Source organism: Desulfomarina profundi (assembly GCF_019703855.1).
Taxonomy (GTDB): Bacteria; Desulfobacterota; Desulfobulbia; order Desulfobulbales; family Desulfocapsaceae; genus Desulfomarina; species Desulfomarina profundi.
On record NZ_AP024086.1, the window covers coordinates 2892205 to 2904255 of the forward strand.

The window sequence follows — 12051 nt, forward strand, 5'->3', positions numbered from 1 at the left end:
TCCGATAACAGGAACAGGAGAAAAATGAAATTCCTCAGCGCATATTTTGAAAAATTAGGCCGCCACTTTGAGCCGGGAAGGCCACTGGAAAAATACTACCCGCTCTACGAGGCCTTTGATTCCTTTCTCTTCGGCAGCAGTAAAACAACCAGTCTTTCTCCCCATGTACGCGATTCCATGGACCTGAAAAGAATCATGTCCATTGTTATTGTCGCCCTGCTTCCCTGCGTGTTCATGGCCCTGTGGAACACGGGTTACCAGGCCAATCTGGCAATCAGCACCATTGGACTGGGTGGTCCCGGCGGCTGGCGCGGAAGCATCATGGCCCTGGTCGGTTGCAATCCTTCCGATATAGTTTCCAACCTTGTTCTGGGCGCACTTTATTTTCTTCCTGTCTATCTCGTAACCCTGCTGGTCGGCTCCATCTGGGAAGGACTGTTCAATCTTATCCGGGGCCATGAGTTCTCCGAAGCTTTTCTCGTTACATCCATGCTCTTTGCCCTCACCCTGCCCCCTTCCATTCCTCTCTGGCAGGTGGCGGCAGGTATCAGTTTCGGGGTTATTTTTGCCAAAGAGGTCTTCGGTGGTGTTGGGCGAAATTTTATAAACCCAGCCCTTGCGGCACGGGCTTTTATTTTCTTTGCCTATCCTGCCCAGATGACGGGAGATTCCATATGGACAGGGGTCGACGGTGTCACTGCGGCCACAGCACTCAACCGTTTTGCTGGTATGACACCCGGCGGCTCCATCGACCAGGTTTCCTTTAACTGGCTGCAGTCGTTCCTGGGCGCGGTTCCCGGTTCCATGGGAGAGACTTCCACTCTCGCCTGTCTTTTCGGCGCCTTTGTCCTGCTGGTTACCGGAATTGCCTCCTGGCGAATCATGTTCTCCATGCTCCTCGGAGGATTGCTCTGTGCCACCTTTTTCTGGCTGCGTGGGAGCGGTGTCAATCCCATGTACGCCATTCCGCCCCATTACCACCTTGTTATCGGTGGCTTCGCCTTCGGCCTTGTCTTCATGGCGACCGACCCGGTTTCGGCAGCCCACACCAGGACAGGCCAGTATCTGTTCGGTTTTACCGTGGGGCTGCTGGCCATCCTTATCCGGGTGGCGAACCCGGCCTACCCGGAAGGAGTGATGCTGGCCATCCTTCTGGGTAACGTGGTGGCACCGCTCTTTGATTTCTTTGTGATCCAGGCCAATATCAAGCGGAGGAGGTTACGCCATGGCTAACCAGCAAGACCGGAGCAACGACCCGGCCACAACAGACAGTACGGACGACAGCCCCATTGTCCGGGCAGAAAATACACCGGCTCAAGAATCTTCCGCCAAACCTTTCTATTCCGTCCTGGTACTTGCCTTCGTCTGTTCGGCCCTGGTGGCGGGAGCGGCGGTTGGCCTCCGGCCGAAACAGGAGGCCAACCGCCTCCTTGATCGTAAAAAAAACATTCTCATTGCCGCTGGACTCTACCGGGAAACAGAACCGATTGACAAGCTCTTTGCTCCCATCGAAGCCAGGCTGATTGATCTTGCCACGGGTAAGTTTGTGGAATCCAATGACCTGAACCCGAAAACTTATAACCAGGTGAAAAGCGCTCTGACCAGAGACGGTGGAAGAATGCTCGGCAGGGAGGAAGATATCGCCCGCCTGGGACATCTTGAGAAATACGGGGTCGTCTACCTGGTGAAGCAGGGTAACAGAGTGGAACAATATGTCCTTCCCGTGCGGGGCAAAGGACTCTGGTCAACCATGTACGCTTACGTGGCCCTGGATGCCGACCTGAGCACCATCCGGGGTGTCTCCTTTTATGAACATGGCGAGACACCCGGACTCGGAGGAGAGATAGAAAACAGGAAATGGCAGAGCGGCTGGCGCGGCAAAAAAATCTATGATTCCAGTGGCAAACAAGGTCTGAAGATAGTCAAGGGCAAAGCGGCCACCAGCGGTGATGAAACAATCTACCAGATCGACGGACTTTCCGGCGCCACGCTCACCGCCAAAGGCGTCAACAACCTTATGGAATTCTGGTTTGGTGATCATGGCTACAAGCCATTTTTTGAAACTATTAAAAAACAGCTGAAAGGATAGGCACCATGGCTGAAACAAAATCGGAACTGCTTCTCCGCTCCATTTTCAAAAGAAACCCCATCGGCCTGCTGGTCCTGGGAATCTGCAGTGCTCTTGCCGTTACCGGACAGATGAGTACAGCTTTTGTCATGTCGGTCTGTGTCACCCTGGTGGTCGCCTTTTCCAGCCTGACCATCTCCATTGTCCGTTTCCAGATTCCAGACAGTGTCAGAATCGGCATCCAGATAACCGTCATTGCCACCCTGGTCATCCTGGTGGATCAGTTCCTCAAGGCCTTTTTTTTCGATCTGTCAAAACAACTCTCCATCTATGTCGGTCTGATCATCACCAACTGCATCGTTATGGGACGGGCAGAAGGTTTTGCCATGAGCAATCCACCAGTCGCCTCCTTTATCGATGGTATCGGCAACGGGTTGGGTTACGGCTTCGTTCTCATGTCCGTGGCCTTTATCCGGGAACTTTTCGGGGCTGGCACCCTGTTCGGCATCCAGGTCCTTCCCCTTGCGGGAGACGGCGGCTGGTACGTGCGCAACGGACTGCTGGTCCTGCCGGCCAGTGCTTTTTTTCTCATAGCCCTGCTTATCTGGGTTCTCAGAACCGTTGACCCCGAACAACAGGAGAAAGAGTAATGACTCACTACCTTGATATCATCACCAGGTCGATTTTTCTGGAAAATCTGCCCCTCAGTTTCTTCCTGGGAATGTGCACCTTTCTGGCCATCTCCAAAAAGGTAAAAATGGCCATCGGACTGGGAGCGGCCGTGCTGTTCATAATGGTCATCACCGTGCCTATAAATAATCTTATTCTCAACCATCTGCTTAAACCGGGAGGGCTGGCCTGGGCCGGACAGCCTGATCTGGACCTTACATTCCTGGGTCTTTTGACCTATATTGCTGTTATTGCCGCAGTGGTGCAGATTCTGGAAATGATCCTCGACCGGTTTATTCCAACCCTTTACAATACCCTGGGTATCTTTCTGCCCCTGCTGACTGTCAACTGCGCCATCTTCGGCGGCAGCCTCTTTATGGTGGAGCGGGACTATACTTTTGGCGAAAGCGTTGCCTACGGTTTCGGTGCCGGAGGCGGTTTTTTTCTGGCTGTGGTCCTGCTCGGTGCCATCCGCGAACGACTCGAATATGCCGACCCGCCGGCAGGCCTGCGGGGACTGGGACTGACCTTTATCACCACCGGCCTCATAGCCATGGCATTTATGGGATTGGCGGGAATGGAACTGCAATAAAAGCGGGAGAATGGATAATGAATGAAATAATTTTCGGCATACTCTGTTTCTCAGGCCTGCAGCTCATCCTGGTCACCCTGATTGTGGCGGCCAAAAAAACCCTGCTTCCGGGAGGAGAGGTGGCCATAACAGTCAATGAAGACAAACAGTTCAGCACTTCACCGGGCGGAAAGCTCCTCACCACCCTTGCCGGACACGGTGTAATCCTCTCTTCCGCCTGCGGTGGCGGTGGCAGTTGCGGCCAGTGCAGGTGTATCGTCAGGGAAGGCGGAGGCTCAATCCTGCCCACGGAGCGGGGTCAGATCAATAACCGTGATGCCAGAAACGGGGTGCGGCTCTCCTGTCAGGTTCCTGTGAAAAGGGATATGCTCATTGAGGTGCCACCGGAAATGCTCGACGCCAGAAAATGGCTCTGCACTGTACAGTCCAATCGTAATGTGGCAACGTTCATAAAAGAACTGGTATTAAAACTGCCCGAAGACGAGGAAGTCAACTTCCGTGCCGGCGGCTATATTCAGATAGAGGTACCGCCCCACACCCTGGAATACAGGAATTTTGATATTGATGAACGTTTTCTCTCCGACTGGACAAAATTCAAGATGTTCCAGTATCGTTCCCATGTCTACACTCCCGTTACCAGGGCCTATTCCATGGCCAACTGGCCCGGTGAAAAAGGCATCATCAAGCTCAATGTCCGTATTGCCAGTCCGCCTCCGGGCAGTGACGCCTCTCTGCCCCCGGACAGGTTTCCTCCTATATCTTCAACCTGCAACCGGGAGACGAGGTGACCATTGCCGGGCCATTCGGAGAATTTTTCATGGACGACAGCGATTCGGAGGTGATGCTCATCGGCGGCGGGGCTGGAATGGCGCCTCTGCGCAGCCATGTCTTTGATCTTTTCAGGGGCAGGAAGACGAAGCGGAAGGTCTCCTACTGGTACGGAGGCCGCTCCCTGCGAGAAGTTTTTTACGATGATGAGTTCAGGGCGCTGGCAGAAGAGTTTGATAATTTTTCCTTTCACCTGGCTCTCTCCGATCCACAGCCGGAAGACAACTGGAGTGGCTACACCGGTTTTATCCACCAAGTTGTTCTGGACAACTACCTCAAAGATCATCCGGCTCCTGAGGATATTAATTACTACCTGTGCGGCCCGCCCATGATGACCAGGGCCGTCTTCGAAATGCTGGAAGAACTTGGAGTTGAAAAGGAAAATATCCATTTTGACGATTTCGGATAATCCACATGATCTCTCACTTCCTCATACTGCTGGCCATTGCTTTTTCCCTTGTTCTGACAACTGCTCTCATCATCAGTTTCTGCAAACGAAGGCAGAACCGGACCCGTCACGGTCTGACTGGTATGTGCCATCAGAGCGGTGGTACCATGTGCGAAAGTTGTGATTCACAATTACGGAACAAACCTCTCCCCAAAAACAGCCCTCCTTCCTTATAATTTCCTTCTGAAAACATCATATTTACTTTTTCATAAATATTTTTAAGAAAAATTGACTTTTTCATAAAAATAATGTCTAATTATTCATGTTAAATTAAATAAACCCATATCAGAGTATTATTTACAATAATATCGGATAAATGATCATAGACGAAACAAACATGGGAATTCTTCGGCATCTCAAGGATGGCAGGAAGTCCTATAAGCTGATTGCCACTGAACTGTCCATTACTGAAAATACGGTAAGATCCAGGGTAAAAAAACTGATTGAGGAAGGCATCCTCGATATTTCCGGAAACGTCAGTATAGACTCCCTCACCGGCCACAACCTGCTCTATCTCGGGGTAAAACTGAAAACGATGGAACTGCAGGAAAAAGCCGCCGAATTCAGTCGGTTGAAAGGTGTTGTTTCCGTTGGAATTGTCACCGGGAGATATGATCTTATCCTCCAGGTTCTCCTGGGACCTGAAAATACACTGCTTAAATTTATCACGCGCCAGGTGGCGAAAATCGAAGATGTACAGACTATTGAGAGTTTTATTGTTTTCGAGGGATATAACTTGAGAGTTCCCTATATTCTTTAAATTTTCCCGCATACCCTGCCACGGGGACTTCTCCTCCCTCCGGACAGGGTAGTGCGGGGAAATTGTACAGGAAAACAGGAGAGACACAAGAAACGGAAACTGCGGCAAAAACACCCATAAAGCTTGTTACTGTTAAATCAAAAAGGAGACGAAACAATGATTGTCGGCATTCTCAAAGAGATCAAAATTGCGGAAAACAGAGTCTGTATGACCCCTGCCGGGGTTGAAACCATGGTTCACAACAACCACAAGGTCCTGGTTGAAAAAAATGCGGGCAAAGGCAGTGGATTCACCAACAAGGCTTATGAAAAAGCCGGGGCTGTCATCGTCAGCAGTGCAAAAGAAATATTCAAGAAAGCCGACATGGTCATGCATGTCAAGGAGCCTCAGCCATCTGAATATGATTTGATCCGCAAGGACCAGATTGTCTTCACCTATCTCCATCTCGCTGCCGAAGAGAAACTGACCAAGGCGCTGATTAAGGCCAAATCCGTCAATATCGCCTATGAAACAATTCAGAAAGCGGACAGGAGCCTGCCCCTCCTCACTCCCATGAGCGAAGTGGCCGGACGTATGGCTGCCCAGGAAGGTGCTAACTATCTGCAGATGACAAAAGGTGGCCGTGGTATTCTCCTTGGCGGTGTACCGGGTGTTGAGCCGGGGGTTGTAGTTGTAATCGGCGGCGGTGTAGTCGGCATCAACGCCGCTCAGATGGCCTGTGGACTTGGCGGCAAAGTCTACCTGATGGACACTAATCTTGACCGCCTGCGCTACCTGCGCGAAGTGATGCCCAGCAACTGCTTTCCAGTCATGAGCAGTAAGCCGAAACTCCGGGAACTGCTGAAAAAAGCGGACCTGGTCATCGGTGCGGTTCTTATTCCCGGTGCCAAGGCTCCCAAACTGGTCACCCGTGATATGCTGAAAGGCATGAAAAAAGGTGCGGTAATGGTGGATGTCGCCATCGACCAGGGCGGCTGTTTTGAGACCTCCAAAGCCACAACTCATGACGATCCGGTCTTCACCGTCGATGGAGTTGTCCATTACTGCGTTGCAAATATGCCCGGCGCTGTTGCCAAGACCTCCACTCTGGCCCTGACCAACGCCACACTGCCTTATGCCCTGGAAATTGCCAACAAAGGATGGAAAAAGGCCTGCAGGGAAAACAGGGAAATTAAACTTGGAGTGAATATCGTCGACGGGAAGGTCACCTACTCCGCCGTAGCTGACGCCTTCGGCCTGAAATTCACTTCCATTGACAAGGTATTGAAATAGTACCCGGGTTCAGCCTGTTGAAACAGATGATGCAGGCTGAAAATACACCCCTCTCCCCATTACGTTACCCGAATACATCATGTGAATTCATGATGTATTCGGGTAAAAAAGTACCCTTTTTAAGTCTGCAGGTGTATACTGGTTGTTTGTTGCAGACCCTTTTCCTCTACCACACTCACTGCTGATACTTTTGATCTTTTGAGCACTGAAACAACAAATCGACCATCAGTTCCGGAGAGAGCCTCTGATGTCTCGCCATTCGAGCAATTCTGAAATACAGAACAACCTGAACCTGCCCGATCAGTTTCTCCAGAACGGTTCCAATGAACTGGGACATTTCATATTTTACAATCTGCCAATCGGTATATTCCGGAGTATTCCCGACGAAAATGGTCACTTTATCCTCGCCAATCCGCCACTTGTTAAGATGTACGGGTACTCCAGAGTTGAAAACTTTCTCAAAATACCGGTCAATAAAACTTACTGGGATCCGAATGATCGGAAACTGCTTATTGCGGAATTGCTCTCACACAATGAAGTCAACCGTAAAGTAATTAAATTCAAAAAAAAGAACGGTGACTTTTTCTGGGGGCAGTGACAGCAAGAGTCAGCAGGGACAGGAAGGGAAAAGCCATTTTTTTTGATGGTGCAATAGAAGATATTACCCTGGCAAAGGAAAATGAACTGAGACTGACTGAAGAACGGATCTTTTCTGATTCCATTCTCGAGGCTCTGCCCGGTCTGTTCTGGCTCAATGATGAAAATGGACGCTGTATCCGCTGGAATAAAAATGTTGAACTGGTCTATGGGTATAGTGCCGAAGAAATCCAGAACCTTCACGCAATTAATGACGTTACCGCTTCTGAAAGTATTGCAGCCCTGCAAAAAGCAACAGCCAATGCCCTGAAAGGAAAATCTGGGTATTGTGAGTATGAGATAAAAACAAAATACGGCAGGAAGATATCTTTTGCCGGCGATGCACGCCTGGTGACGATAAATAACAAAAAATACCTGGCCTGTGTTGAGCTCGATATATCAAAACGTAAAGCTGTTGAAAAACAGTTACGTGACGCACTCCGGGAAATACAGCAGCTCAAGGACAAAACAGAGGCTGAAAATGTTTACTTGCTGGATGAAATAAACAGTGAAACAAATGAAGATATAATGATTGGCAGGAGTTCACAGTTTATCAGCATGCTACACACTGCCAAAAAAGTGGCCCCGACCAACGCAACGGTACTCATCCAGGGAGAAACCGGAACCGGAAAAGGTCTGCTGGCAAAATATATCCACCGTAAAAGTCCGAGAAGCAGACGGGCCCTGATAAAGCTTAACTGCGCAAATCTCCCTCCCACGCTGATCGAAAGCATTCTTTTCGGCCATGAAAAAGGAGCCTTTACAGATGCTGCGGCAATACGTATAGGCCGGTTCGAACTTGCCCATGAATCTACTATTTTTCTCGATGAAATTGCCGAACTGCCATTGACTCTGCAGGCAAAACTGCTCCGCGTGATCGAAGAAGGTGAGTTCGAACGACTTGGCGGCACAGAAACAAGAATTGTCGATGTCAGGATCATCGCCGCAACCAACAGGAACCTTGAAGAAGAGGTTAAAGCTGGTAATTTCCGTCAGGATCTGCTGTTTCGCCTGAATGTATATCCGATTTCTCCCCCACCCCTGCGAACACGGAAAGATGATATCCCGCTGCTGGTACAGTTTTTTATCAACAAGTTTAATAAATCTCTGGGTAAATCCATTTCAATGATCCCCAATGAAGTCATGGAAAACTTCATGAACTATTCCTGGCCCGGGAATATCAGAGAACTGCAGAACGTCATTGAACGCGATATGATTAACAGCAGTGGAAAGACATTGCAAAAAAGCACCCTTACGACTTCTTCTCCCGGCAATCCTGAGGAAGGTGCGATGGCGACTAAAACTCTACAGGAAATTGAATCCGCACATATTATTCGCGTTTTAAAACAGACTGACTGGGTAATAGAAGGGAAAAACGGGGCGGCGAGAATCCTTGATCTGAATCCCAGTACTCTTCGAGGTCGCATGCGAAAGCTGGGAATCCGCCGACCCGCTCCTGTTCCTCAGTTCTAACCCGTATTTCTCATGAACTTTTTTTGACAGATCTAAGCCAGACACGACCCGTCATATTTGACGGATAAGCGACATTCCCCCGGCAACGACTGCATTTCAGGGTTTGAAATGCAGTTTACTCGCCATTATTTCAAAAAATTGGATTAATTTTCCTTCTTTTTTCACCAGTAGATTATTCATAACACACTGAATTATTGATCATTATCAATAATTCCTTCCAGGAGCCAAACAGCCGTCATATTTAACAGTGCCGCCATATATGACGGTCGATAACAAAAAGTCTCCCAGGTATCTTTTGTCATCTATCTGCATTCACGACATTTTCACCATAAAAACCTCCATGGCACGGACATTGCTACCCGGTCTATGGAAAAAATTTCCGGAAAATCAAGAGCAACAAACCAACACCAAAGAAAAGGAGTGCATAATGATTCATGAAGAACACCTCGCGGAACTATCATATGAAGAGGCTCCAAAAATTATAACAGACCAGATCCCCGGCCCGAAAACCCAGGAAGACCTGGAAAGATCAATTCAGTTCGAATCCATGGCAAGAGGCGGGGGCAGGTTTCCTCTCGTTTTTGCCGAAGGCCGGGGAGCAACAGTAAAAGATCCCGACGGAAATATCTATATTGACATTACAGCGGGGGTTGCCGTCAATTCAGTAGGCAGGTGCAACCCGAGAGTAGTAACCGCAATGAAGGCACAAATGGATACGCTTATGCATGCAAGCGATATCTCCAATGTAAAAAGATCCCAGCTCGGTGAAGTTATCGCTGGGATAATGCCGGGCAGTCTGAAAAATAACTGCATAACCTATTTTACCCAGGGAGGCAGTGGTGCTGTAGAAACAGCAATAAAATTCGTGCGAAAGATCACCGGCCGCAGCCAGATCGTCGCATTCCACGGCGCCTACCACGGTGTCTGGTGCGGCTCGAACTCCCTTACGACTGGAGACCAGTACCGGAAAGGATATGGTCCATTTATTCCGGGAGTGATTCACTTGCCTTACCCATACTGCTATAGATGCTGCTTTGGATTAAAATACCCCGACTGCAACCTTCAGTGCGCTCAATATGTGGACTATGTCCTCAACACTCCATACACAGGAGCTGATGATGTGGGAGCCCTTATTATCGAAGCCCAGCAGGGCGAAGGCGGATACCTGCCACCTCCTCCAGGCTATCTGTCCATCGTTAAAAAAGCATGTGAAAAACATGGTGCGCTGTATATTTCAGATGAAGTCCAGGCGGGTGCCGGTCGAACCGGAAAAATGTGGTGTATTGAGCACAGTGATGTCGAACCGGACATGATTACCTGGGGCAAAGGCATGGGTGGTGATGTTCCCATGGCCGGGCTCTCCATCAGAAAAGATCTGGCGGAACATATCGAAGATCATTCGCAACCCAACACTTTTGCAGGCAATGCGGTGAATGCTGTAGCCTGCATGACAAACATAGAAATCCTGACTGAAAACGACCATGCCCTGATCAAACGTGCAGGAACCGTTGGAGAGGAAATTTTAACATATCTGCAAAAAGAGGCTGAATCAATAGACATTATAGGTGATGTCCGTGGCCGGGGATTCATGATCGGCATTGAAATGGTCAAAGACAAGGAAAGTCGGGAGCCCCTGGAAAATGACAAGGTGGTTTCCATGATTATGGCCATGCTTGGCAAGGGTCTGGTCATGGTCCCCTGTGGACGGTTCGGCAATGTGTTCCGGTTTATGCCGTCCCTGATCATCACAAGAAATCACGCCCGGATTTCGGCTGACATCTTGCTGGAAACAGCACGTGAAATCCAAAACAACAGTTAGCTCGCATTTCTCATGAACATTGTGTCAAATTTAATCTGATTATTAAAATTGACACAATGAACCAGGTTAGGCGCAGATTCCGAAAATCTTTGAACCGGAGACCCATAAAAAGAACTGAAAATTGAAATTCAATCATCCCATTATAACAACACCTTCATAAAGGAGTAATACAGATGAAAAAGCATGTACCCTTTTGCTGCACTCGCCTGTTCTGCCTTACAGTTGCCATTATTTTCACAATCCTTCCCATCCACAGGGCAACAGCAGCAAAAACATATCGAATGAAAATACAGTCTGCCTATCCCCGGGGTGACCTGTCCATGGAGCTCCTCAAAGTTTTTGCTGACTCGGCGAAAAAAAACAGCGACGGACAAATAAAATTAAGAGTTTTTGCAGAACCGGAACTGGTCCCCGGCGACCAGTTGTTCGGTGCTACAAAACAGGGTGTTGTCGACATGCTCCAGGCAATGGGTGGATTCTGGTCAGGTATTATCCCGCTTGGAAATGTTGAATTCAATCTTCCCCTTGCTTATCGAATGAAGAAAAATATGACCTTCAAGGAAAAAGCCGAAGCGGTCCGCAGTTTTATAATGCAGCCCGAGGTTATAGGTCTGCTGCGAAAGGAATATGCAAAGCACGGCTTCTATTATCTTGATATCCACACCTATGGACCTGTACCCTTCGTTCTTTCCACAAAGCCGATCAAGGATTGCAGCGACCTTAAAGGAATGAAAATAAAAGCGGACGGCATCAACCGGACATTTCATAGCAGTGTTGGTATGCAGGCTGTGGACATGTCTCCAACTGAGACCTATATGGCCCTGAAACTTGGAGTGGTAGATGCGGCAGAATGGGATGTAAGTGCCGTTACCGGGCTTAAATGGCATGAAGTTGCCCCGTACTGGGTAAAAGGTATGGAGAGTGACCACACTCTCGGCCACATTCTCGTCAGCCTGAAAAAGTGGAATAAATTGCCGGACAACATCAAAAAGGCTCTGCATGCTGCCGCTGAAGATTACTGGCATGCCACCGTCGATGCATATCAAAAAGAACTTGAGACTGTTAATCAATTGGTAAAAGAAGGTAAAATTACAGAAAATATTCTCAGTGAATCCTGTCAGCAACAGTATGCTGACGGTGCCCGCAAAATCTGGACCGATGTTGCTGCGGAAGACCCTGCAAACGCAGAAATGATTGGCTACATCAAGGCCTGGCTCAAAAAAATGAACAACTAGCCCGCATTTCTCATCAGTTCAGGCTGCAATAGGTTTAGAGTTTTTTGCAGCAAATAATAGTATCCTGTGTTTACTGCAGGCATACGCTGCCTGGACTGACCGTTGGCGAACATACGGGCTGAAAGAAGACACGCACAACATGTAATCCACTACTCTACAAGGTTAACACCCCTCAAGGGGGTATAAGTGCCTTGGAAATGAACCTAACCATTTAATTTCAAAACACCTTCCCTGGTTTCTTGTTTTTATGA

Annotated in this window: 11 protein-coding genes and 1 pseudogene; all 12 read left to right on the forward strand. The window is 48.8% G+C overall.

Going from position 1 to position 12051, the window contains the following annotated elements; all coding sequences use genetic code 11:
- Positions 1–24: 24 nt before the first annotated feature.
- Positions 25–1233 (forward strand): NADH:ubiquinone reductase (Na(+)-transporting) subunit B, encoded by a 1209-nt coding sequence (locus tag LO777_RS13370; RefSeq protein WP_228854386.1) that lies wholly within the window; start codon positions 25–27, stop codon positions 1231–1233.
- A complete protein-coding gene (locus LO777_RS13375) occupies positions 1226–2089 on the forward strand; it encodes a Na(+)-translocating NADH-quinone reductase subunit C (RefSeq protein WP_228854387.1) in 864 nt (287 codons plus the stop codon). The genes LO777_RS13370 and LO777_RS13375 overlap by 8 nt, the downstream gene beginning before the upstream one ends.
- 5 nt (positions 2090–2094) lie before the next feature.
- Entirely contained in the window at positions 2095–2718 is a 624-nt protein-coding gene (locus LO777_RS13380; protein ID WP_228854388.1) for an NADH:ubiquinone reductase (Na(+)-transporting) subunit D, read from the forward strand.
- Positions 2718–3329 (forward strand): NADH:ubiquinone reductase (Na(+)-transporting) subunit E, encoded by a 612-nt coding sequence (gene nqrE / locus LO777_RS13385; protein WP_228854389.1) that lies wholly within the window; start codon positions 2718–2720, stop codon positions 3327–3329. Before LO777_RS13380 ends, nqrE begins: the two co-directional genes overlap by 1 nt.
- Positions 3330–3346: 17 nt before the next feature.
- A pseudogene (gene nqrF / locus LO777_RS21095) lies at positions 3347–4566 on the forward strand (NADH:ubiquinone reductase (Na(+)-transporting) subunit F).
- A 5-nt stretch (positions 4567–4571) separates the two neighbouring features.
- The gene (locus LO777_RS13400; RefSeq protein WP_228854392.1) at positions 4572–4781 is read left to right on the forward strand and encodes a hypothetical protein; all 210 of its coding nucleotides are present in this window, start codon (positions 4572–4574) and stop codon (positions 4779–4781) included.
- Between the two features lie 140 nt (positions 4782–4921).
- Positions 4922–5365, forward strand: a complete 444-nt coding sequence (locus tag LO777_RS13405) for an Lrp/AsnC family transcriptional regulator (protein ID WP_228854393.1) — start codon at positions 4922–4924, stop codon at positions 5363–5365.
- A gap of 156 nt (positions 5366–5521) precedes the next feature.
- Positions 5522–6637, forward strand: coding sequence for an alanine dehydrogenase (ald, locus tag LO777_RS13410; RefSeq protein WP_228854394.1), 1116 nt, complete (start codon positions 5522–5524; stop codon positions 6635–6637).
- 247 nt (positions 6638–6884) lie between these two features.
- Positions 6885–7235 carry a PAS domain-containing protein gene (locus LO777_RS13415; RefSeq protein WP_228854395.1) on the forward strand — a complete coding sequence of 117 codons (351 nt, stop codon included), beginning with the start codon at positions 6885–6887 and terminating at the stop codon, positions 7233–7235.
- Positions 7232–8746, forward strand: a complete 1515-nt coding sequence (locus LO777_RS13420) for a sigma-54 interaction domain-containing protein (RefSeq protein WP_228854396.1) — start codon at positions 7232–7234, stop codon at positions 8744–8746. Before LO777_RS13415 ends, LO777_RS13420 begins: the two co-directional genes overlap by 4 nt.
- Before the next feature lie 430 nt (positions 8747–9176).
- Positions 9177–10565: an aspartate aminotransferase family protein gene (locus LO777_RS13425; protein WP_407929148.1), complete on the forward strand. Its 1389-nt coding sequence runs from the start codon at positions 9177–9179 to the stop codon at positions 10563–10565.
- A 173-nt stretch (positions 10566–10738) separates the two neighbouring features.
- Complete coding sequence (gene dctP / locus LO777_RS13430; RefSeq protein ID WP_228854398.1) at positions 10739–11800, forward strand: TRAP transporter substrate-binding protein DctP; 1062 nt, start codon at positions 10739–10741, stop codon at positions 11798–11800.
- Positions 11801–12051: the final 251 nt, after the last annotated feature.

Coding starts and splice junctions, on each gene's coding strand:
- LO777_RS13405 (WP_228854393.1), top strand. CDS start 4,922: ATGATCATAGACGAAACAAACATGGGAATTCTTCGGCATCTCAAGGAT.
- LO777_RS13375 (WP_228854387.1), top strand. CDS start 1,226: ATGGCTAACCAGCAAGACCGGAGCAACGACCCGGCCACAACAGACAGT.
- LO777_RS13380 (WP_228854388.1), top strand. CDS start 2,095: ATGGCTGAAACAAAATCGGAACTGCTTCTCCGCTCCATTTTCAAAAGA.
- ald (WP_228854394.1), top strand. CDS start 5,522: ATGATTGTCGGCATTCTCAAAGAGATCAAAATTGCGGAAAACAGAGTC.
- LO777_RS13415 (WP_228854395.1), top strand. CDS start 6,885: ATGTCTCGCCATTCGAGCAATTCTGAAATACAGAACAACCTGAACCTG.
- LO777_RS13370 (WP_228854386.1), top strand. CDS start 25: ATGAAATTCCTCAGCGCATATTTTGAAAAATTAGGCCGCCACTTTGAG.
- LO777_RS13400 (WP_228854392.1), top strand. CDS start 4,572: ATGATCTCTCACTTCCTCATACTGCTGGCCATTGCTTTTTCCCTTGTT.
- dctP (WP_228854398.1), top strand. CDS start 10,739: ATGAAAAAGCATGTACCCTTTTGCTGCACTCGCCTGTTCTGCCTTACA.
- nqrE (WP_228854389.1), top strand. CDS start 2,718: ATGACTCACTACCTTGATATCATCACCAGGTCGATTTTTCTGGAAAAT.